General features: G+C 59.0%; 14 protein-coding genes and 1 tRNA gene. All 15 read left to right on the top strand.

Annotated features, from left to right (window positions below; genetic code table 11):
- Positions 1-308: 308 nt before the first annotated feature.
- The 15 genes from thrS (at position 309) to CTR2_RS17920 (ending at position 21,888) form a co-directional block, all read left to right on the top strand.
- Positions 309-2,228, top strand: coding sequence for a threonine--tRNA ligase (gene thrS, locus CTR2_RS17990; RefSeq protein WP_087082160.1), 1,920 nt, complete (start codon positions 309-311; stop codon positions 2,226-2,228).
- An 82-nt stretch (positions 2,229-2,310) separates the two neighbouring features.
- Positions 2,311-2,943 carry a translation initiation factor IF-3 gene (gene infC, locus CTR2_RS17985; protein ID WP_080569844.1) on the top strand — a complete coding sequence of 211 codons (633 nt, stop codon included), beginning with the start codon at positions 2,311-2,313 and terminating at the stop codon, positions 2,941-2,943.
- Positions 2,944-3,135: 192 nt separating this feature from the next.
- The gene (gene rpmI, locus CTR2_RS17980) at positions 3,136-3,339 is read left to right on the top strand and encodes a 50S ribosomal protein L35 (protein WP_034365623.1); all 204 of its coding nucleotides are present in this window, start codon (positions 3,136-3,138) and stop codon (positions 3,337-3,339) included.
- A 26-nt stretch (positions 3,340-3,365) separates the two neighbouring features.
- Positions 3,366-3,725 (top strand): 50S ribosomal protein L20, encoded by a 360-nt coding sequence (gene rplT / locus CTR2_RS17975; protein ID WP_003053572.1) that lies wholly within the window; start codon positions 3,366-3,368, stop codon positions 3,723-3,725.
- A gap of 200 nt (positions 3,726-3,925) precedes the next feature.
- The gene (gene pheS, locus CTR2_RS17970; protein ID WP_003069975.1) at positions 3,926-4,978 is read left to right on the top strand and encodes a phenylalanine--tRNA ligase subunit alpha; all 1,053 of its coding nucleotides are present in this window, start codon (positions 3,926-3,928) and stop codon (positions 4,976-4,978) included.
- A gap of 165 nt (positions 4,979-5,143) precedes the next feature.
- The gene (gene pheT / locus CTR2_RS17965; RefSeq protein WP_087082162.1) at positions 5,144-7,597 is read left to right on the top strand and encodes a phenylalanine--tRNA ligase subunit beta; all 2,454 of its coding nucleotides are present in this window, start codon (positions 5,144-5,146) and stop codon (positions 7,595-7,597) included.
- Between the two features lie 28 nt (positions 7,598-7,625).
- Positions 7,626-7,952 carry an integration host factor subunit alpha gene (locus CTR2_RS17960; protein ID WP_003053575.1) on the top strand — a complete coding sequence of 109 codons (327 nt, stop codon included), beginning with the start codon at positions 7,626-7,628 and terminating at the stop codon, positions 7,950-7,952.
- Between the two features lie 240 nt (positions 7,953-8,192).
- The gene (locus tag CTR2_RS17955) at positions 8,193-8,642 is read left to right on the top strand and encodes a MerR family transcriptional regulator (protein ID WP_087082164.1); all 450 of its coding nucleotides are present in this window, start codon (positions 8,193-8,195) and stop codon (positions 8,640-8,642) included.
- A 30-nt stretch (positions 8,643-8,672) separates the two neighbouring features.
- Positions 8,673-8,749: transfer RNA gene (locus CTR2_RS17950), tRNA-Pro, on the top strand.
- An 807-nt stretch (positions 8,750-9,556) separates the two neighbouring features.
- Complete coding sequence (locus CTR2_RS17945) at positions 9,557-11,068, top strand: TolC family outer membrane protein (protein WP_087082168.1); 1,512 nt, start codon at positions 9,557-9,559, stop codon at positions 11,066-11,068.
- Positions 11,069-11,106: 38 nt separating this feature from the next.
- Positions 11,107-11,352: a hypothetical protein gene (locus tag CTR2_RS17940; protein WP_087082170.1), complete on the top strand. Its 246-nt coding sequence runs from the start codon at positions 11,107-11,109 to the stop codon at positions 11,350-11,352.
- A 182-nt stretch (positions 11,353-11,534) separates the two neighbouring features.
- On the top strand, positions 11,535-13,673 hold the full coding sequence (locus CTR2_RS17935) for a type I secretion system permease/ATPase (protein ID WP_176391709.1): 2,139 nt from the start codon (positions 11,535-11,537) through the stop codon (positions 13,671-13,673).
- The gene (locus tag CTR2_RS17930; protein WP_087082174.1) at positions 13,670-15,082 is read left to right on the top strand and encodes an HlyD family type I secretion periplasmic adaptor subunit; all 1,413 of its coding nucleotides are present in this window, start codon (positions 13,670-13,672) and stop codon (positions 15,080-15,082) included. Before CTR2_RS17935 ends, CTR2_RS17930 begins: the two co-directional genes overlap by 4 nt.
- A gap of 33 nt (positions 15,083-15,115) precedes the next feature.
- Positions 15,116-15,754, top strand: coding sequence for a response regulator transcription factor (locus CTR2_RS17925; protein ID WP_087082176.1), 639 nt, complete (start codon positions 15,116-15,118; stop codon positions 15,752-15,754).
- A gap of 257 nt (positions 15,755-16,011) precedes the next feature.
- Positions 16,012-21,888 (top strand): retention module-containing protein, encoded by a 5,877-nt coding sequence (locus CTR2_RS17920; RefSeq protein WP_087082178.1) that lies wholly within the window; start codon positions 16,012-16,014, stop codon positions 21,886-21,888.
- Positions 21,889-21,993 lie beyond the last annotated feature (105 nt).

Below are 21,993 nucleotides of genomic sequence, written 5' to 3'. Positions count from 1 at the left end.
ATTCTGTCTAGGTAGAAAAAGTGGGGTTATGCGCCCGGGGCGAAAGTCTCGGGCGCTTTTTTGTTTGCCGGGTTAAAATGGCGCGACTTCAATTCACAAGGGCGAGAAAGGCATCAACGGTTATGACACCGCGAACTACATCGGAGATGTACTTCAGCTGCTGATGGCAGCTGGCGGTTCGCGCCTGCCCGAGATTTCTCGACACCCTCATCAAAGCGCGGACTGGTTCCGCGCTTTTTGCTTTCAGGCAACTCCAAAGCTCTGGCGCTGGCCCTCACCCACACAAATTTGGTTTGACAAGGAATTTCATGATCAACATCACGCTCCCCGATGGCTCCAAGCGCGAATATCCGGGCCCGGTTTCGGTTGCCGAAGTCGCTGCTTCGATCGGCTCCGGCCTGGCCAAGGCCGCATTGGCCGGCAAGATCAACGGCAAGGTCGTGGACACCAGCTTTGTGATCGAGCAGGATTCGCCGCTGTCCATCATCACCGCCAAGGAGGCCGACGGTCTGGAGGTGATCCGCCACTCCACCGCTCACTTGCTGGCCTATGCCGTCAAGGAGCTGTTTCCCGATGCGCAGGTCACCATCGGTCCCGTGATCGAAAACGGCTTCTACTACGACTTCTCGTACAAGCGTCCCTTCACGCCCGAAGATCTGGCCGCCATCGAAAAGAAGATGACCGAGCTGGCCAACAAGGACGAGCAGGTGGTGCGCCGCGTGCTGCCGCGCGACGAGGCCGTGCAGTACTTCAAAGGCATCGGCGAAGCCTACAAGGCCGAGATCATTGCCTCCATTCCCAGCAATGAAGATGTGAGCCTTTACCGCGAAGGCGCCTTCGAGGATCTGTGCCGCGGCCCCCACGTGCCCAGCACCGGCAAGCTCAAGCACTTCAAGCTGATGAAGGTGGCTGGTGCCTACTGGCGCGGCGACCATCGCAACGAGATGCTGCAGCGCATCTACGGTACCGCTTGGGCGACCAAGGACGAGCTCAAGGACTATCTGTTCAGATTGGAAGAAGCTGAAAAGCGCGACCATCGCAAGCTGGGGCGCGAGCTGGATCTGTTCCACATCGACGAACACTCGCCCGGCACCGTGTTCTGGCATCCCAAGGGTTGGGCGGTCTGGCAGCAGGTCGAGCAGTACATGCGCCGCGTCTATCAGGACAACGGCTACCAGGAAGTCAAGGCTCCGCAGATTCTGGACAAGGGCCTGTGGGAGAAGACCGGCCACTGGGACAAGTACCGCGAAAACATGTTCACCACCGATTCGGAAAAGCGTGAATATGCCCTCAAGCCCATGAACTGCCCGGGCCACATCATCATCTTCAAGCAAGGCATCAAGAGCTATCGCGATCTGCCTCTGCGCTTTGGCGAGTTCGGCAACTGCCATCGCAACGAGCCCACGGGTTCGCTGCACGGCATCATGCGCGTGCGTGCCTTCACACAGGACGATGGTCACATCTTCTGTACCGAAGACCAGATCCAGGCCGAGGTGACGGCTTTCACCTCGCTGCTGCAAAAGGTGTATGCCGACTTCGGCTTCACTAACATCCTGTATCGTCTGTCGACCCGTCCCGAGAAGCGCATCGGCACCGATGAAGCCTGGGACAAGGCCGAGAACGCGTTGGCCGAAGGTCTGCGCGCATCGGGCTGCGAGTTCGAGTATCTGCCGGGAGAGGGCGCGTTCTACGGTCCGAAGATCGAGTACACCCTGAAGGATGCACTGGGCCGTGAATGGCAGTGCGGCACCATCCAGGTGGATCCGAACATGCCCGAGCGTCTTGATGCGGAATTCGTGGGCGAGGATGGCGAGCGCCATCGTCCCATCATGCTGCACCGCGCGATTCTGGGTTCGCTCGAGCGTTTCATCGGCATTTTGGTCGAGCATCACTCGGGCGCGCTGCCCGCCTGGCTGGCTCCTGTGCAGGCTGCCGTGCTCAATATCACGGACGCTCAGGCCGACTATGCGCAGGAAGTTGCGCAGAAGCTGCAAAAAGCATTGCCGAATCAAAGCCTTAGAGTGGTGACAGATCTGCGCAATGAAAAGATTACGTATAAAATACGCGAGCATTCCATGCAGAAGCTGCCCTATATCCTTGTCGCGGGCGACAAGGAGAAGGCCGCTGGTGCGGTTGCAGTGCGCGCCCGGGGTAACAAAGACCTCGGTGTGATGTCGGTTGATGCATTCATTGAATTGCTCGCCAAGGACATCACGGCCAAGGCCTGAAGCAGATTAATTTTTGTGGCGGGTCGGTCAGCGTGCAAGGCACGCTAGCCGGCTACGCTGTTGTAGCCATTTCAATCCAAGGGTGAAAACCATAGCTACTGAATTTCGCGATCGGCGCCACCGTGAAGAGCGCAAGCATCGACTGAACCGAGAAATCATGGCGCCTGAAGTGCGTCTGTCTGGTCCTGACAACGAGCCTCTGGGCATCGTGCCGCTGCAAGAAGCGCTGCGCATGGCTGGCGAGCTGGATGTCGACCTGGTGGAAATTGCGGCCAACGCATCTCCTCCAGTCTGCCGTCTGATGGATTACGGCAAGTTCAAGTACCAGGAACAGAAGAAGGCTGCTGAAGCCAAGGCCAAGCAGACCGTCATCGAAATCAAGGAAGTGAAGTTCCGCCCTGGTACGGATGACGGTGACTACAACATCAAGCTGCGCAATATCCGCCGTTTCCTGGCAGAGGGCGACAAGTGCAAGATCACGCTGCGTTTCCGCGGCCGTGAAATCACGCACCAGCAGCTGGGTCTGAATCTGCTCAACCGTCTGCGCGACGATCTGGCCGATTCCATCCAGGTGGAGCAGTTCCCCAAGCTGGAAGGCCGTCAGATGATCATGATGGTTGCGCCGGCTCGTGCAGGCGGCAAGAAGCCTGCCGGTGGTGCAAAACCACAAGGTGATGGCGTCGCAGCTGCACCTGAAGCTGCAGATAAGGCATAATTGCGGTTTTGCCTTTCGGGCAAGAGTGGGCTTGGCCCACTTTTGTTTTGTGCGGCAGACAAAGAATTTGCAGGCTTGCCTGCAAGAGTCAGCCCGGCCTGGCCGGACTGACAAACAAGTGCCTCGGAGGCCAGCGAAGTGTGTGCGGGTTGCACACCGCCTTGCGAGCACAAATTCAATAGGAGCATTCATATGCCCAAAATGAAGACCAAGAGCAGCGCGAAGAAGCGTTTTCGCGTTCGTCCCGGTGGTACCGTCAAGCGCGGTCAAGCCTTCAAGCGTCACATCTTGACCAAGAAGACCACGAAGAACAAGCGTCACCTGCGTGGCATTGTCAACGTGCATGAAGGCGATATGGGCTCCATCGCAAAGATGTTGCCTGGCGCTGGTCTGTAATTCACTGACGAACTAGGAGAAAACACATGCCTCGCGTCAAACGTGGTGTAACGGCCCGTGCCCGTCACAAAAAAGTTCTGAATCTGGCCAAGGGTTTCCGCGGTCGCCGTGGTAACGTCTTCCGCGTTGCCAAGCAAGCGGTCATGAAGGCTGGTCAATACGCCTACCGTGACCGTCGTACCAAGAAGCGCGTGTTCCGTCAGCTGTGGATCGCTCGTATCAACGCTGCTGCACGTGAACTGGGTCTGACTTACAGCCAATTCGCCAACGGCCTGAAGAAGGCTGCCATCGAAATCGACCGCAAGATGCTGGCCGATATCGCCGTGCACGACAAGGCTGCTTTTGCAGCTATCGTCGACCAAGTCAAGGCCAAGCTGGCTGCCTGAGGTCACGATCGGTAGTTACTCTTGTAGGACTTTTGCAGACAAGAATCCCCATAGGCGTTTGCCGATGGGCGAGCATCTTGCTTGAACTTGATTGCAGAAGTCGTGTCTTGTTCAGTAGCTGCTGATGCACAAACAGCAAGGGCTAGGGCTTGAAAAGGCACTAGCCCTTGTTTATTTTTACAAGTCGATAAAGAGTCGATATGAACGAGTTGGATTCTCTGGTCGAAAGCGCACAGCAACTGTTTGCGCAAGCCCACACCCCCGCTGATCTGGAAAATGCCAAGGCGCAGTTTCTGGGCAAGTCGGGCAAGATGACCGAGCTCATGAAGGGCATGGCGCAGCTTTCCGTCGAAGAGAAAAAGTCGCGCGGCGCCGCCATCAACGTGGCCAAGCAGGCGATCGAAGCGGCCTTGACCGCCCGTCGCAAGGCTTTGGCAGACGCCGAGCTGCAGGCCCATCTGAAGGCCGAGGTGCTGGATGTGACTCTGCCCGGTCGCCGTCGTGGCGCGGGAGGGCTGCACCCCGTCTCCATCACCATGGAGCGTATCGAGGGCATCTTCGGTTCCATGGGCTTTGATGTGGCCCAGGGCCCCGAGATCGAATCCGACTGGTTCAACTTCACGGCGCTGAACACGCCTGAAGACCATCCCGCGCGCTCCATGCACGACACCTTCTATGTCGAAGGCGGCACCCAGCACGCGCCCAATCTGCTGCGCACGCACACCAGCCCCATGCAGGTGCGCCATGCCGTGCAGCATGTGAAGAATTACCGCAACGCGCTCGATGCCGGTCAGACCATGCCCGAGATCCGCGTGATTGCCCCCGGCCGCACCTACCGTGTGGACTCGGATGCCACCCACTCGCCCATGTTCCACCAGTGCGAAGGCCTGTGGATCGGCGAGAACGTGAGCTTCAAGGACCTGAAGGTCGTGTTCACCGACTTCTGCAAGACCTTCTTCGAGCAGGATGATCTGGTGCTGCGCTTTCGCCCCAGCTTCTTCCCGTTCACCGAGCCTTCGGCCGAAATCGACATCCAGTTCCAGAGCGGCCCGCTGGCCGGCAAGTGGCTGGAAGTGGCGGGCTCCGGCCAGGTGCACCCCAATGTGGTGCGCAACATGGGCCTGGATCCCGAAAAATACATCGGCTTTGCCTTTGGCATGGGCCCCGACCGCCTGACCATGCTGCGTTATGGCGTGAACGACCTGCGCCTGTTCTTCGACGGCGACATCCGTTTTCTGTCGCAGTTTCAGTAATTAAAAAAGTGAGCTTCTAGCGTTTGTATATAAATGATTTCAAGTGACTTTGATAATGAAATCGTTGTGAATCAAGCGTAGATAGCTCCTCTTTTGAGATACGCATGCCCAGCCAGTTGCAGACCGCCTGCGGTGCGACTGGCATGAACGCCAAAGAGTCTGACTATGCAATTTCCTGAATCCTGGTTGCGCGAATACTGCAACCCCAATCTGACCACCCAGCAGCTGGCCGATACCCTGACCATGGCCGGTCTGGAAGTGGAAGAGCTGGATCCTGTGGCGCCTCCCTTCACCGGCATCGTGGTCGGTGAAATCAAGGAAGCCGTGCAGCACCCCGACGCCGACCGCCTGCGCATCTGCCAGGTCGACGTGGGCGGCCCCGAGCTGCTGAACATCGTCTGCGGCGCGCCCAATGCGCGCGTGGGCATCCGCATTCCCTGCGCCACCGTGGGTGCCGAGCTGCCGCCCGGTGCCGATGGCAAGCCCTTCAAGATCAAGATCGGCAAGCTGCGCGGCGTGCAGAGCTTTGGCATGCTGTGCTCGGCCAAGGAGCTGGGCATTGATGAAGACGCCAGCGGCCTGCTGGAGTTCCCCGCCGATGCGCCCCTGGGCCAGAACGTGCGCGAGTACCTGAATCTGGACGATACGCTGTTCACGCTGAAGTTGACGCCCAACCTGGCGCACTGCCTGAGCGTCTATGGCGTGGCACGCGAGCTGTCGGCGCTGACCGGCACGCCGCTCAAAGCCCTGTCCTTTCCCGCTGCCGCCGTGGCCTTGCAAGACAAGCTGCCCGTCAAGATTGAAGCCACCGATCTGTGCGGTCGTTTCTCTGGCCGTATCGTGCGCAATGTCAACACCCAGGTGAAGACGCCCCAATGGATGGTGGACCGTCTGGCGCGTTGCGGCCAGCGCTCGGTCAGCCCGCTGGTGGACATCTCGAACTATGTGATGTTCGAGCTGGGCCGTCCCAGCCATATCTTCGATCTGGACAAGATCAGCGGTGGCCTGAATGTGCGCTGGGGCAAGGAAGGTGAAACGCTCAAGCTGCTCAATGGCAACACCATCAAGATCGACGACTTCATCAAGGTCGGCGTGATTGCCGATGACCAGCAGGTCGAATCCTTGGCCGGCATCATGGGCGGCGACGCCACGGCCGTGTCCGACGACACCCAAAACATCTACATCGAAGCCGCGTTCTGGTTCCCCAAGGCCGTGGCCGGCCGCTCGCGCCACTTCAACTTCTCGACCGATGCAGGGCATCGCTTCGAGCGCGGCGTGGACCCCGAGTTCACCACCGAGCATATCGAGCGCATCACCGCGCTGGTGCTGGAGATCTGCGGCACGCCTGACACGCAAGTGGCAGTCATGGACGACCAGAAGCCCAATATGCCAGCCCCCAAGCCCGTGCAACTGCGCGTGGCCCGTGCGGCCAAGGTCATCGGCATGGACGTGACCCAGCAGCAGGTGCTGGATGCCCTGAACGGCCTGGGTCTGCCCGCGACTGTGGTCAGCGAAGGTGTGATCTCGGTCACGGCTCCGACCTTCCGCTTTGACATCAATCTGGAAGAAGATCTGATCGAAGAAGTGGCCCGCATGATCGGCTATGAAAACCTGCCGACCACCAAGCCGCTGGCCCCGATCTCGCCCAAGCTGCGCGCCGAGAACGAGCGCAGCCCCTATGCCGTGCGCCACGAACTGGCGGGCCTGGGCTACCAGGAAACCATCAACTTCAGCTTTGTCGAAGAAAAGTGGGAGCAGGAGCTGGCTGGCAACAACAACGCCATCAAGCTGCTCAACCCCATCGCCAGCCATCTGAGCGTGATGCGCTCGTCGCTGCTGGGCTCGCTCCTGCAGGTGCTCAAGTTCAACGTGGACCGCAAGGCTCAGCGCGTGCGCGTGTTCGAGCTGGGTCGTGTGTTCTTCAAGGACGAGTCCGTGGTTGACTCCGACACCACCGTCAAGGGCTTTTACCAGCCCATGCGCGTGGCGGGTCTGGCCTACGGCGCTGCCGACCAGCTGCAGTGGGGCAGGGCAGAGGCCAAGGTCGACTTCTACGACGTCAAGGGCGATGTGGAAGCGTTGCTGGCCCCGGCCAAGCCCGTGTTCGAGCCTGCCGAACATCCCGCCATGCACCCCGGCCGCTGCGCACGCGTGCTGCTGGACGGCAGGGCCATCGGCTTTGTCGGCGAGCTGCATCCCCAGTGGCGCCAGGAATGGGATCTGGCCCAGGCTCCCGTGATGTTCGAGCTGGAACTCGATGCCGTGCTGGCCCGCGAGGTCCCCGTGTTCAAGCCCGTGGCCAAGCACCAGGCCGTGGAGCGCGACATTGCCGTGGTCGTCAAGGAAGCCGTGACCCACGCCCAGGTGATGGAAGCCGTGCAGCAAGGTGTGCAGGGCGGCATTCTGCGCTCGGCCGTGCTGTTCGACGTATTCCGTCCCAAGAAGCTGAAGGCGGGTGAGGAAGCGGCGCCGGGCAGCCTGGCCCAGGACGAAAAGAGCCTGGCCGTGCGTCTGACGCTGGGCAGCGACACCGCGTCGCTGACCGATGCGGAAATCGATGCCGCCATGCAGGGCACAATTGCAGCTCTGGTTGAACGCGTTGCGGCTCGCCTGCGTTGATATGTTCAATCCACAAGGAGATCGACCCATGGAGCTTGCCGTAGAGAGCATCGACAGCCCCGCGTTGACCAAGGCGCAGCTGGCCGATCTGCTGTTTGACGAAATCGGTTTGAACAAGCGCGAAGCCAAGGATATGGTGGATGCGTTTTTCGACCTGATCTCGCAAAAGCTGGTGGAAGGCGAAGATGTCAAGCTTTCGGGCTTTGGCAACTTCCAGATTCGCACCAAGGCACCACGTCCCGGTCGCAACCCGCGCACTGGCGAGCTGATTCCCATCGCTGCGCGCCGCGTGGTGACCTTCCATGCCAGCAGCAAGCTCAAGGAGCTGATCCAGGGCGAGAGTTCGGGATCTTAAGCAATTGGCACACGGCTGATGCACTGTCAAGCGGAGCATCGGTCATTGAAGAGCTGACAGTCTTGCGTCGCGTGCGGTGCAAGGTCCTGTCAGCTCTTCGCGCTATATTGCTAGGACTTGCACAAACAGGAATGCATGGCGGGCATTTCTAATGACAAAACACCGTGCCTGACCCGAATTTGCGCAAGTCGTGATTGCATATCTTTCACCCATCCCTTCACTGACCGCTTGCAACCAGCCATGGCTTCTTCTTTGCCAGCAATTCCCGCCAAGCGCTATTTCACCATCGGTGAGGTCGCGGATCTTTGCGACGTCAAGCCTCATGTGCTGCGTTACTGGGAGCAGGAGTTTGTGCAGCTCAAGCCCATGAAGCGTCGTGGCAACCGCCGTTACTACCAGCATCATGAGGTGTTGATGGTGCGTCGCATTCGCGAGCTGCTTTACGAGCAGGGCTTCACCATCAGCGGTGCACGAAATCGTCTGCGCGAACTGGTGACGGGTCACGGCAGGGCAGTCGAGCAGCAGCCGGTGCTTGTGCATCCGGCCCTGCCCCTGCAGGAGGAAGAGCTGGCGCAAAGCCATCTGCTGGCTGCAATGCTGGAACAGGGCCGCTCGGAGCCTGCCGGTGCAATGGGCATGGAGGAGGTCAAAGAGGAGCTTTTGCAGATCAGGGCGCTGCTTTCTCTTTGATGTTGAATTTCTGTGTATAATTCAAGTCTTCGGAATGTAGCGCAGCCTGGTAGCGCACTTGCATGGGGTGCAAGGGGTCGCGAGTTCGAATCCCGCCATTCCGACCAATTAGACAAGGGCTTCTGACTATTCAGTCAGGAGCCCTTTTTCTATTGCGGATCAATTCATTGTCAATTGTTCGATTACGACTTTGAATGCAGGCTGATTTCACTTTGTAGCGCGTGCGCCGCTATGGCTGCGGTGCTGGAAGCGGTATTGATTCTTAATTTCTTTGATATAAAGAAGGAATGAAAAGAATTGCCAATTCCCGGCAAAAAATTCGAAGTTCGGCTAGTTGAGTGGTTTTTTGAAACAAATCCTTGCATGCCTTGTGCTAGATTTGCAACTGAATCCATTTGTTTGATGGTGTTGCCAGGAGATCTGCCATCAACGCACGGCTTCGCATGCAGGGTTATGCGTCAAGAACACCGGCCGGAAACCGGAGGCTCCGCCTTGCTATCGTGGAAAGGAAAATCTCCAAATGCGCTGTGTCTAGCCTATAGACGCTCCACAGCCTGTCCGCGCGATTTGTTTGGCCAAGGGGTTGGCGATGTCATCCCTGTACCACTGCTGAGTGGTGGCTCGTCAAGCAAAAATAGTGAGTTTTGTCGATCAGGCAACAAGCTTGACCTGGCCGTCAGTCTCCTGTGCGGTGTTGGCATGACGCCAAAGGCTGTGAGCACGAGAGTTACAGAATTCCATTTTGCGAGTTCTGAGGCCGTATGCAATGCCTTTTCGGGCAGCAGCGAGCCGATCCACATTAACAACCAGCTTCCGCGGGAACGATTTGTAGAAGTCGTACCGATTGCTCTCGTCAATTTGTTGGCGGGCTAGGCATCGCATTGCCCGGTCGGAGTCAAACAAGAGGGATAACAATGAAATTCAGTCAGATTGCACAAGTGGTAGCCACTCTGGGTGTGGCCTCGTGGGCCATGGGGGGTATGGCTCAGACGACCATGAATGCGCAACAAGCCAACGAGCAGGGTGTTGCACTGCAAAAGGTTGTCGAGCAGGCACTGATGACTCATCCGGAAGTGCAGGCGCGCTTTCAGGATTTCAGTTCGTCCGCTGAAGGTCAGAATGTGGCTCGGGGAGGTTGGCGTCCGCAAGTTACCGCGCAGGGTTGGGTCGGTCGCGAGTGGCGTAGCCATATTCAGGATGCTCCATCGCAGAACTGGAGCCGTCCGGGCTGGAACCTGCAACTGCGTCAGCTGATCTTTGATGGCTTCACCACTAGCAGCAATATCCGTCAGTTGGGCTTTGAGAAGCTGGCCAAGTTCTACGATCTGCGCGCCACCACTGAAAATTTGGCCAATGATGTTGTCGCCGCCTATCTGGATGTGCAGCGTTATCGCGAAATGGAAAAGCTGGCCCGTGAGAATTTCGGCACGCACCAGGTGACGCTGGGGCAGTTGCGTGAGCGCCAACAGTCCGGCGTGGGCCGCGGTGTTGACCTGGAGCAGGCAAGTGGTCGTCTGTCGCTGGCGCAGACCAATCTGATGACCGAGAGCAACAACCTCAACGATGTGCTGCAGCGCTACCGCCGCGTGGTGGGTGAGTATCCTGCGGCCACGCTGGACCCGGTGCCCGATGTGAGTGCCAAGCTGCCTGCTTCCGGGGTGGCCAAGGATTTCGGCGAGTCGCTGCGCGCGAGTCCGCTGCTATTGTCGAAGCAGGCTCTGGTGCAAGCGGCGGAGGCCGGTCAGAAGGCTGCCAAGGGGGCGCATATGCCCAAGCTCGAGCTGCTGGCGTCCACGGGGCGTGATCGTGATCAGAATTCGCCGGCCTACTGGGATGTGCAGAGTTCGCGAGTGCAGCTGATGCTGACTTACAACCTGTACCGCGGTGGTGCAGACGAGGCGCGCCTGCGTCAGACGATTGCCCAGGGCTATGCCGCACAGGACGTGCGCGATTACACCTGCCGAAACCTCCAGCAGGAACTGTCGATTACCTGGAACAACATGGCCCGCCTGCGTCAGCAAACGCCGTTCCTGCGTGAGCATGTTCTTTCCACGGCCAAGGTTCGCGTGGCGTATCAGCAGCAATTCAAGATCGGTCAGCGTTCGCTGCTGGATTTGCTCAATACGGAAAACGAGTTGTTCGATGCCCAGCGCGCTCTGGTCAACGCTCAATATGACCTGAAAAAGGCCGAGTACCAGTGGCTGACCTTGTCCAGCCAGATCCTACCTGTACTGGGGCTCGCGCAGCCGCATGACGACAGCCGTCCGGATGAGCAGCAGGCGCTGAACTTGCCGGATGATCTGCTGCGTAGCTGCAAATCCTCGGTGCCTGACACCAGCAATCTGACGCCTGTGCCTGCCAGCGCGGCGGTTGATCTGGGGGCTCCAGCCCAGGCGCCGGTATCTGGTGCGGCTGGCCGCCAGTGATAGCTGGTGGTGTCTGGCGCAGCTTTTAGTGGGAGTTGATGAACAAGATGGATAAAAGCGATTCACCACCTTCGGAGCAGTCCTCCCGGCAGGAGTTGTCGGCACTGGATGCGGATTTCATCCGCGTTCTCGAGGATTTGATTGACGCCTTGCTTGCCAATGGGGCTTTGCGCTTGACGGATCTTCCGCCGCAGGCGCTCGACAAGCTGAACCAGCGCAAGCAGGCGCGCCAGCGTATGCGTAATTCGCTGGACTTGATTGATGACGACGAAGAGCTTTTATAGGTTGATTGTTGAAGATGACCAGACCAGACTTTGAGCCTTCATTGGCATCGAGCAACGGTACGGATGCGACTCAGAAGACCGGGCAAGGTTCTATGCCGGAAGCCGCGGCAGCGGCGGAGCAGGCCGGCCCGGCCTTTCTGGGAGCGCGAAGCTCGGCGCGTGCACCGGCGGGGGACTGGCGCATGCCGGCCCATGAGACCCATGCTGATCCCTTGCTGGATTGCTTGGTGCAGCTCACCCACCTGCATGGCAAGCCCTATACGGCTCAGGCACTAAGCAATGGTCTGCCGTTGGTGGATCAGCGCCTGACGCCTTCATTGCTGGCTCGGGCTGCGGCTCGCGCACAGTTCAGCACGCGTATCGTGCAGCGCAGTCTTGACGACGTTCCTCAGGGCTTGCTGCCGGCAATTTTGATTCTCCATGGAGACCGTGCCTGTCTGTTGCTCAGAGCGCTGGAGAGTGGTCGCTTCCTGTTGCAGTATCCGGAGTCGGAGAGTCCGGTCGAGGTAGAGGCCCAGGTCTTGCAGCAGGACTACGCTGGGCTGATGTGCTTTGTGCGTCCGCAGTTTCGCTTCGAGCCGCGCTCCGTGCAGCAAGGCATGGAGCCCCGCAGCAGTCACTGGTTCTGGGCGGTGATCCTTGAGAATCGACGCTTGTACCGCGATGCCCTGTTGGCAGCCGTACTCATCAATGTCTTCGCACTGGCAATGCCCTTGTTCAGCATGAATGTGTATGACCGGGTGGTGCCCAACAACGCGGTGGAAACATTGTGGGTGCTGGCTATCGGCATTTCTTTGGTGCTGATCTTCAACTTTGTGCTGACGACGACGCGTGCCTATGTTGTGGATGCCGCGAGCAAGCGTGTGGATGTGCAGTTGTCCGCGCAGATCATGGAGCGCGTCCTGGACTTGCGCATGGAGAGCCGACCCGCATCCGTCGGTTCGTTTGCGGCCAATCTGCGCTCATTTGAGTCGGTTCGTGACTTCATTGCGTCTGCAAGTCTCACGACCTTGGTGGATCTGCCTTTTGTGCTTCTGTTTTTGGTGGCGATTGCATGGGTTTCGCCCTGGATGCTGATTCCGCCTGTGGTGGCGATCGCAGCGATCTTGCTGGTTTCCTTCTGGGCCCAGGCACGCATGGAGAGTCTGACGCTCAAGACCTTTCAGGCTTCGTCTCAGCGCAACGCGCTGCTCGTGGAGTCGCTGACCAACCTGGAGGCGGTCAAGACACTCAATGCCCAAAGCGGAGTGCAGCGGCTGTGGGAGAGTTCCACTCAGTACATTGCCTATATGGGGGGCAAGATCAAGTTCATCTCGTCCGGTACGGTGAACTTCGTTCAGACCTTGCAGCAACTGGTCACCATAGCCGTGGTCGTCATCGGCGTGTACCAGGTGCAGGATGCGTCACTTTCCATGGGTGGCATCATTGCAGCTTCCATGATTGCAGGGCGTTGTCTGGCACCCTTTGGTCAGGTGGCGGGGCTGATGATGCAGTTTCACAATGCGCGTACCTCGCTCAATTCCATTGACAACTATATGAAGATGCCGGTCGAGCACGAGGCTGAGCGCGAATTCGTCTCACGTCCGGATCTGCGTGGCGCCATCGAGTTTCGCAATGTCAGCTTCAGCTATCCGGGAAGCGAGCAGGCCAGTCTTTCGGGGGTGAGCTTTTCGCTCCGGCCTGGCGAACGGGTTGGCATCATTGGGCGTATCGGTTCAGGCAAAACCACGCTTGAAAAGCTGGTCCTGGGTCTGTATCAGCCCAGTGAAGGCTCGGTTCTGATCGATGGTATGGATGCCCGTCAGATAGACCCGGTGGATCTGCGTCGGGCCATCGGGCATGTGCCGCAGGACCCGATGCTGTTCTATGGCAGCTTGAAGCACAACTTGCTGGTGGGCGCGCCATTCGCGGATGAGACGGACATGCTGCATGCGGCACGCATCGCGGGTGTGGATGATTTCGCGGCGCGTAATCCCAAGGGCTACGACATGTTGGTTGGCGAGCGGGGCGAGTCACTTTCTGGCGGCCAGCGCCAATCCATTGCTGTCGCTCGTGCCCTGATCAATGACCCGGCCATATTGTTGCTGGATGAGCCTAGCAGCAATCTGGATAACCAGAGCGAGGCACAACTCAAACGTCGTCTGGAAGAGGCTTCCCAGGGCAAGACCATTTTGCTGGTTACTCATCGCACGGCCTTGTTGACCTTGGTTGACCGGCTGATCGTGATTGATGGCGGCAGAATTGTTGCCGATGGAGCCAAGGATCAGGTGATCGAGGCCCTGAAGCAGGGGCGGATTGGTGGAGTAGGAGGGCGAGCATGAGCGAGTCCAAACCAGAAAAAAAGCCGTCGCACTTCAAGGGTGCGCTCAAGGAGCGTTGGACGCGAGTGGAGCGATGGCTGCTTGACGGCAGCGAGGTTGTCGGAACGCATCGGCCAGATGACCTCAAGGCCGATGCGCAGTGGGCTGCCGGGCAGCAGCAGGCGCGTGGTTCGCGTCTGTTGATATGGGTATCTCTGGTCACCGTGGTGGTTCTGCTGCTCTGGGCTTGCCTGGGTCGCATTGATGAAGTGGTGCGAGGCCAGGGCAAGGTGGTTCCTTCTCGTCAGGTTCAGGTGGTGCAAAGCCTGGATGGTGGCATCGTCAAGGAAATTCTGGTGCATCCCGGCGAGCATGTGGAGCAGGGGCAGGTCATCTTGCGCATCGATCCAACGCGCTACAGCTCATCCCTGGGTGAGAACAAGGCCGAACTTCTGGCCTTGAAGGCCAAGGCCGCGCGTCTTCAGGCCCTGGCATCGGGCGAGCCTTTCAAGGCTCCGGAAGATGTGCAGGCTCTGGCGCCTCAGTTGGTGGAGATGGAGCGGCGCATGTGGGAAAGCCGCTCCCAGGAGCTCAACACCAACGTCAATATTGCGCGTGACCAGCTGCGCCAACGTCAGCAAGAGCTGCGCGAAACCCAGGCCAATCGCGACCAGGCCTCGTCCAGTTGCAGCTTGACGTCCGAAGAGCTTTCGGTGACTCGCCCCTTGCTCAAGAGCGGGGCAGTGTCCGAAGTGGATTTGCTGCGCCTGCAGCGTGATGTGGCTCGCTTCTGTGGCGAGGCCAAGGCGGCCGGTGCGCAAATCGGGCGCATTCAGGCCGCGATTCAGGAAGCGGAGCGCAAGATTCAGGAGTCGGAACTGAATATGCGCAATCAGTCTCGCTCCGAGCTCTCGGAAACCCAGGCCAAACTGGGCACCCTGGAGCAGGGCAAGGTGGCGCTGGAGGATCGCGTCAAGCTGGCCGAGGTGCGCGCGCCCGTGCGCGGCACGGTCAACACCTTGATGGCGAATACCGTCGGCGGTGTCGTGCAGCCGGGCAAGGACATCCTAGACATCGTGCCGCTGGATGACACCTTGTTGATGGAAGTGCAAATCAATCCACGCGATATCGGCTTCCTGCATTTTGGTCAGCAGGCCGAAGTGAAGTTCACTGCCTATGACTTTGCCATCTATGGAGGTCTGCAGGGGAAACTGGAGCAGATCGGTGCCAACACCATTACCGACGAAAAGGGGAACTCCTTTTATATCGTGAAGGTGCGCACGGAGAAGGCTCACGTGGGCGATGACTCGCGCCCCATCATTCCCGGTATGCAGGCCGAGGTGCATATCCTCACGGGCAAGCGCACCCTGATGCAGTATCTGCTCAAGCCGATTCTGCGTGCCAAGTCCAACGCATTGATCGAACGTTAGTTCATGGATCGCCAACAATTACAAAGGAACTCTATGAATGCCTTGCCTGTATTGATGCTGACTCAGGATGCCACGCTGTGGCAGGAATGGCAGCAGATCGCAGGCCCTCAGTGGATGCCTGCGCGCGGCCAGAGCCTGGCCGATTTGCAACGTTGGAAGCAGCAAGGTCGTACCGTGGTGGTGCTGGATGCAGCCCTGCCATCCTTGCCCGAGTCGACTGCGGCCCGCTGGATTGAGCTGCTGAAGGATCTTCAGGTTCTGGTTCTCAGCAACCGTCCTCGCGATGAGGAGGGGCGAAACCTGCTGTCCCGCGGAGCATCGGGCTACGCCCATGCGCAATCGAGCCCGGAGGTGCTGTCGCGGATGCTGCAAAGCATGGCTGGCGGCAATATCTGGCTCGGACGCTCTTTGCTGCAGCGTTTGCTGCGCGATGTGGACGCCCGCCTGCCTGAGCAGGAGTCAGACTGGGCCGAGCCGTTGTCGGCACGCGAGCAGGAGGTGGCCCGCTATGCATCGCTGGGCGACAGCAATGCCGAGATCGCCGAGCGCATGTCTATCAGCGAGCGTACCGTGCGCGCCCATCTGTCTGCGGTTTTTGAAAAGCTGCAGGTACAGGATCGATTGGCGCTGACCCTGAGGGTTCACGGTATCGGGCGCAAGCAGCTGGCTTGAACCTGATTTTTGGGCTGCTGATGAATACATAGTCACCTCTTTCCTCTCGAGTGCCTGTTGCTGAAAAGCCTGAAGCCTGCATATTGCAGGCTTCAGGCTTTTTTGATTTACAGCAGCAGAGATCGAATAAAACAGATCCCGATTGGCTTTGGCGCCAATAGTGCTGTGGGGCCTTGGCTTCTAACATTCAGCTGAAATATTGGAGAGGTGCCTTTGTGCACCTTCACTTTTTAATCTGACTGGATAGGCAGACCCTCATGGCAGCTCAAACCGTTCTCGTTACCAAACTCACTGGCCAAGCTTGGATGCGTGGTCCTGATGGCAATCTGACGGAACTCCGTGAAGGCATGCGCATCCCCGCTGACGCCGAGATAGTGACGGCTTCCGGCAGCACCGTGCAGTTGCAGGTGGGTGGCCAGCCACCGCTGATGGTGGGCGAGAATCAGGATGTGCATCTCACTGCGGACCTGATTCAGCCGCCCACCGTGGAAGAGGCTGCTGTGGCGAGCCCCGCGAATGCACAGATTGACCAGATCATTGCGGCCATCAACGCTGGCCAGGATCCGTTCGATGAGCTGGATCCCACGGCGGCCACATTGTCGGGCGGCAGCGAGGGTGGCAGTACTTTTGTGCGCCTTTCCAGCATCATTGAGGCAGTGTCGCCGCTGGCGCTGGAGTATGGACGTTCTGTACCAGCGACTACCGTCCTTCCACTTTTTAGTGGGGTGAGCGCTTTGGCGGACAACACGGATCAAGTTACGCCGCCTCAGCCTGTCACAAGCATTCCCCAGGCAAGTGCTGATTCGGGTGCGATCTTCGAAGATGCCGTATCTGCCTTGCAAGGCAATGTGCTCGCCAACGACAGGTTGGGTGAAGGGACTCTGACAGAACATCGAGTTGTTCTGGTCGGTGCAGATCAAGGGCAGTACGGCAAGATTACCCTCAATTCCGATGGCAGCTACAGCTATCAGCTTGATAGCAGCTTGAATGCTGTGCAGGCATTGGGTGTGGGTGAGACCCTGGTCGAAACTTTTACGTATACCCTGGTCGATAAAGACGGCGCCAGTTCTTCTGCGACATTGACTGTCACCATCGTTGGCACCAATGACGATCCCGTCCTCACCGGCAAGGCCGATGGGGCTTTGGCCGAAGACGGCGTGTCGGTGGTCACCGGCAAGCTCGACGTGGCCGATGTCGACATCACCGATACCCACAGCTGGAGCGTCAGCAACGAAGGTAAGGGTCAGTACGGCAGCTTCTCGGTCGACCAGAACGGCGAGTGGACCTACGTGCTGAACAACGACGATCCCAAGGTGCAGGCCCTGGCCGAAGGTCAGAAGGTCACCGACACCATCACCGTGACCGTCGACGACGGCCACGGCGGCACAGCGACTCAGACCATCACCGTCACCATCACTGGTACCAACGACGGTCCGGTTTCCACTTCCATTTCCGACACTTCGGGCATCGATGCTCAAACCGGTGTGAGCTATGACGTATCCAGCCATTTCTCGGACCCTGACACCAGCGATAAGCTCACCTACACTGCGACCGGCTTGCCGCCCGGCCTGAGCATCGATCCGAACACCGGCCTAATCACTGGCAGCATCGATCATTCCGCTTCGCAGGGCGGCAACAACGGTGTCTACACGGTCACCGTGACTGCGACCGACCCGTCCGGTGCTACGACCTCCCAGAATTTCAACTGGGACGTTACCAACCCGGCCCCCTCTGCTGCCGACGATACTGGTACCACGGACGAGGACACCACGCTCAACGTCGACGCTCAGAACGGCGTCCTGGTCAATGACGTTGACCCGGATGGCGACATCCTGACTGTCTCGCAAGTCAATGGTGCCACTGCCAGCGTGGGCACGCCGACGGCTGGCTCCAACGGCGGTACGTTCATCCTGAATGCCGACGGTTCGTACTCGTTCAACCCCGGCAATGCTTTCCAGTACCTGGCTACCGGCCAGACGGCAACCAGCTCGATCACCTATACCGTCACGGACAGTGAAGGCGGTACCAGCACCGCCACGCTGACCATCACCATCACGGGCCAGACGGATGCGCCCCCGGTCATCACCCCCGAGGACAGTGACGGCACGGTCACCGGCGCCCACAACAGCGTGGTCGAAGGCACGGGCGACACCGTCACCGGCTCCGTGACCGTCACCGCCGAAGCCGGCATCGCCGGCGTCACCGTCGGCGGCCAGGACGTCACCGGCGCCACCGCCGCCACCCCGGTCGTCATCACCACCGACAAGGGCATCCTGACCGTCAGCGGCTACGACGCTGCCAGCGGCAAGATCACCTACACCTACCAGGAAACCGGCGGCGCCGACGACCACACGGCAGGCGACGACAGCGTCCAGGACCACTTCACCGTCACCGTCACCGACGTGGCCGGCAAGTCCACCAGCAACGACCTGGTCATCCAGATCATCGACACCGCCCCCGTGGCCAAGGACGATGACGGCGGCACCGTCACCGAAGACGCCACCGCTGCGATCACCGGCAACGTGCTGACCAACGACACGCTCGGCGCCGATGCCAGCACGGTTGTCATCACCACCGGCGACGCCAAGTACGGCACGCTGGTGGACAACGGCGACGGCACCTGGTCGTACCAGCTCAACAACAGCCTGTCCGCTGTCCAAGCCTTGAAGGCGGGCCAGCTCCTGACCGAAACCATCCGGTATACCGTTACCGATGCTGATGGCGACTCCAGCGTGGCAGTGCTGACCATTACGATCAAGGGCACTAACGACATCCCCGTAGTGACCAATGATGCGAAGTCGGTCACCGAAGACGCGGGTGTATCCGACGGCAAGCTCAGCGTGAACGGCGCCGTCACCATCAGCGATGCTGACACCGGCGAGTCCACCTTCAATACCGGCAGCCTCAAGTTCACCGGCAGCACGCATGTCGGCGGCCAGCTGGGCGGCATCACGATCAACCCCGACGGAACCTACACCTACAAGGTCGACAATGCCGCGGTGCAGTTCCTGAAGGCCGGCCAGTCCATCGTCGAGACCTACACGGTCGCCTCCGCCGACGGTACCGCCACCAGCACCATCACCATCACCATCAACGGCACCAACGACGTGCCGACGGTGACAAACGATGCCAAGTCGGTCACCGAAGACGTGGGTGTCTCCGGCGGCAAGCTCAGCGTGAACGGCGCCGTCACCATCAACGACACCGACACCGGCGAGTCGACCTTCAACGCGGGCAGCCTCAAGTTCACCGGCTCCACGCATACTGGCGGCCAATTGGGCACCATCGACATCAACCCCGACGGCACCTACACCTACAAGGTCGATAACGCCGCGGTGCAGTTCCTGAAGGCTGGTCAGTCGATCGTTGAAACCTACACGGTTGCCTCCGCCGATGGCACCGCCACCAGCACCATCACCATCACCATCAACGGCACCAACGATGTACCGCTGCTCCAGGCCCAAACCAACCAGGGTCTGGAAGACCACTCGGTGTCCGGCAACGTGCTTGTCGGCGCCACCGATAAGGACGGCGACACGCTGACCGTCGCTGAATTCACGATCAACGGCACGAAGTACACGGCAGGCTCCACGGCCAACGTCATTGGCGTCGGTGCGATCTTCATCAAAGCCGACGGCAGCTATATCTTCACGCCGAACGCCAACTGGAACGGGGTAGTCCCGACAATCACGTACACCGTATCGGACGGCACCGCCCAGGTTTCCTCCACGCTGAACATCAATGTCCTGCCGGTCAACGATGCTCCCGTATCCAAGGACGGTTTCGGCCATGTGACCGAAGGCAAGGACTACGTGTTCGGCACGAAGGACTTCGCGTTCTCGGATCCAGTGGAAGGCCATTCGATGAAGTCGGTGATCATCGATTCCCTACCTTCCGGTGGCACGCTGTACTTCAATGGCCAGGCTGTGACGCAAGGTCAAGAGATCAGCGCGGCGGATTTGCTGGGTGGCAAGCTGGTGTATACGCCGAATGCCTCGAACGTCGGCGAAAACGCCGGCGCATCCTTCCAGTTCCATGTCAAGGACACTGGCGGTACCGCCAACGGCGGCCAGGACTCGTCCAGTCAGCAGACATTCACACTGCACGTGGATCAGTTCGCGACGGGCAACAACGGCGACGAAACCGTGAAGGGAGGTTCGGGCGACGACGTGCTGCTGGGAGACCAGGGCGGCATGCTGAAGAACGTGACGCCGGGCACCAGCTACAACATCGCGCTGGTACTGGACCTGTCGGGTTCGATGGACTACACCTGGGGCAGTGGTTCCAACCAGGAAAAGCGCCTCGATACTGCCAAAAAAGCACTCAAATCGCTGCTGGAAAATCAGCTGGCAAACCACGATGGCACTATCAACGTGTCGCTGATCACGTTCGCGGATAGCAGCGCCAAGATGCAAAAGGCCATCTCTGGTCTGACCCCCGACAATGTCGATCAGATGGTGAACATCCTGCTGGGTCTGAAGGCTGACGGCGGCACGCCGTATGGCGCCGCTTTCCATGAAACCAAGTCCTGGTTTGACGGACAGCCCACGGTGGATAGCAACGGTAACGCGTACAAGAACCTGACATTCTTCCTGACCGACGGTGAACCCACTTCCGAAGGGCTGTGGGGCTATGACCGCAACACTGAGTTCAGCTCCCTGGCCGGCGTCAGCGAAGTACATGGCATCGGCATCGGCTCGGGCGTCTCCACCTCGACGCTGAACAACTACGACAACACCGGCGGCCGCTTCTCCACTGGTGGATCAGTCTACGTAGATTTCTCCGGAGGAAGCTCCCCCACGGGCGCGAATAATCCGAACACGTGGCAACAGGACGGCACGGGTTCCGTGACGAGAATTGGCAGCAACAACAACAATGGCAGCAATAGCTACAAAATGCGCGTCACGGATACCTCCGCTGACGGTCAGGCATTTACCGTGACCATGAATGCGGCCAACAAGATTACGGTAACCAATCCCGCTGGCGCCTCGTTCGGATTCGATGCAACTGTCGCAAACAAGAATACGGGCGATACATTCAAGTGGGTTCTGTTGAAGTGGAACGGTTCGGAATGGAAGGAAGTTGAGTCTGGTACCGACGCCAATACCAAGACGAGCGGGATTTATGGTCCGGGCGACTACCTCTATCAGTTCGTTCTGAACGACAAGACCTCGGGTAGCAGCCAACTCCGCGTGGACATCGACAACATCCGTACGTACACCACCGGCCGTACCGACAACTCGCAGGTCGTACTCAATCCGTCGGACCTAGCGACTGCGCTGATCGGCGGCAGCACGACCAGCGAACTTGCGCCTGTCGGCAACGACAAGATCTTCGGCGGCGACGGCCATGACATCCTGTTCGGGGATGCGATCAACACGGACCAGCTGCCGTGGGGTGTCAACGGCAATCCCGCCAAACCCGCCGATTACCTGGACGGGTCCGGCCTGGATGGACTCAAGCAGTTTCTGTTCCTGAAGAACGGCGTACAACCTACGGACGCCGATCTGCACAAGTTCATCTCGGATAACCATGGGATGTTCGACGTGCAGGGCGATACGCGTGGCGGTAGTGACGAATTGCATGGCGGCAACGGCAACGACATCATTTACGGCCAGGGCGGCAACGACACTCTGTTCGGCGACGATGGCAATGACATCCTTTACGGTGGAGTTGGCAACGATACATTGGATGGGGGCTCCGGCAACGACACGTTGATTGGTGGCAAGGGCGACGATATTCTGATCGGCGGAGCGGGCGACGATATCTTTGTCTGGCTCAAGGGCGATCAGGGAACACCTGACGCTCCTGCCAAGGATGTGATCAACGACTTCGGCAAGGGCGGCTCCGACGTCAACGGCAATGATGTGCTGGACCTGCATGATCTGCTGCAAGGAGAGGAGAGCAGCACGGATCTGTCCAAGTTCCTGAACTTCTCCAAGAGTGGTGCAGATACCGTACTCAAGGTCTCTACCGATGGAAATTTGGGTACCTCAGGCTCCAACTACGATCAACTGATCACGTTCAAGGGAGTGGATCTCACCGCTGGGCACTCGTTGACCAGCACGGCGGATCAGAACGCCTTGATCAAGGAGCTGATCGATCAAGGCAAGCTCAAGATCGACCACAGCTGATAAGCAGTCCCCGGTGAGGTCAGGCAGAAGTCTTGAAATATCAAGTCTTCTGCCTCTTCGCTCGGCTGTGATCGGCAGGTTGTTTCAAGAACTTGCTTGATTGGT

Origin of the sequence: Comamonas thiooxydans (assembly GCF_002157685.2) — a bacterium.
Lineage (GTDB): Bacteria > Pseudomonadota > Gammaproteobacteria > Burkholderiales > Burkholderiaceae_C > Comamonas > Comamonas testosteroni_H.
This window is presented reverse-complemented; position numbering and strand designations above follow the sequence as displayed.

Excerpts from the sequence above, each read along its gene's own strand:
- thrS (WP_087082160.1), top strand. The coding sequence starts at position 309 with ATGATCAACATCACGCTCCCCGATGGCTCCAAGCGCGAATATCCGGGC.
- rpmI (WP_034365623.1), top strand. The coding sequence starts at position 3,136 with ATGCCCAAAATGAAGACCAAGAGCAGCGCGAAGAAGCGTTTTCGCGTT.
- rplT (WP_003053572.1), top strand. The coding sequence starts at position 3,366 with ATGCCTCGCGTCAAACGTGGTGTAACGGCCCGTGCCCGTCACAAAAAA.
- pheS (WP_003069975.1), top strand. The coding sequence starts at position 3,926 with ATGAACGAGTTGGATTCTCTGGTCGAAAGCGCACAGCAACTGTTTGCG.
- pheT (WP_087082162.1), top strand. The coding sequence starts at position 5,144 with ATGCAATTTCCTGAATCCTGGTTGCGCGAATACTGCAACCCCAATCTG.
- CTR2_RS17960 (WP_003053575.1), top strand. The coding sequence starts at position 7,626 with ATGGAGCTTGCCGTAGAGAGCATCGACAGCCCCGCGTTGACCAAGGCG.
- CTR2_RS17955 (WP_087082164.1), top strand. The coding sequence starts at position 8,193 with ATGGCTTCTTCTTTGCCAGCAATTCCCGCCAAGCGCTATTTCACCATC.
- CTR2_RS17945 (WP_087082168.1), top strand. The coding sequence starts at position 9,557 with ATGAAATTCAGTCAGATTGCACAAGTGGTAGCCACTCTGGGTGTGGCC.
- CTR2_RS17940 (WP_087082170.1), top strand. The coding sequence starts at position 11,107 with ATGAACAAGATGGATAAAAGCGATTCACCACCTTCGGAGCAGTCCTCC.
- CTR2_RS17935 (WP_176391709.1), top strand. The coding sequence starts at position 11,535 with ATGCCGGCCCATGAGACCCATGCTGATCCCTTGCTGGATTGCTTGGTG.
- CTR2_RS17930 (WP_087082174.1), top strand. The coding sequence starts at position 13,670 with ATGAGCGAGTCCAAACCAGAAAAAAAGCCGTCGCACTTCAAGGGTGCG.
- CTR2_RS17925 (WP_087082176.1), top strand. The coding sequence starts at position 15,116 with ATGAATGCCTTGCCTGTATTGATGCTGACTCAGGATGCCACGCTGTGG.
- CTR2_RS17920 (WP_087082178.1), top strand. The coding sequence starts at position 16,012 with ATGGCAGCTCAAACCGTTCTCGTTACCAAACTCACTGGCCAAGCTTGG.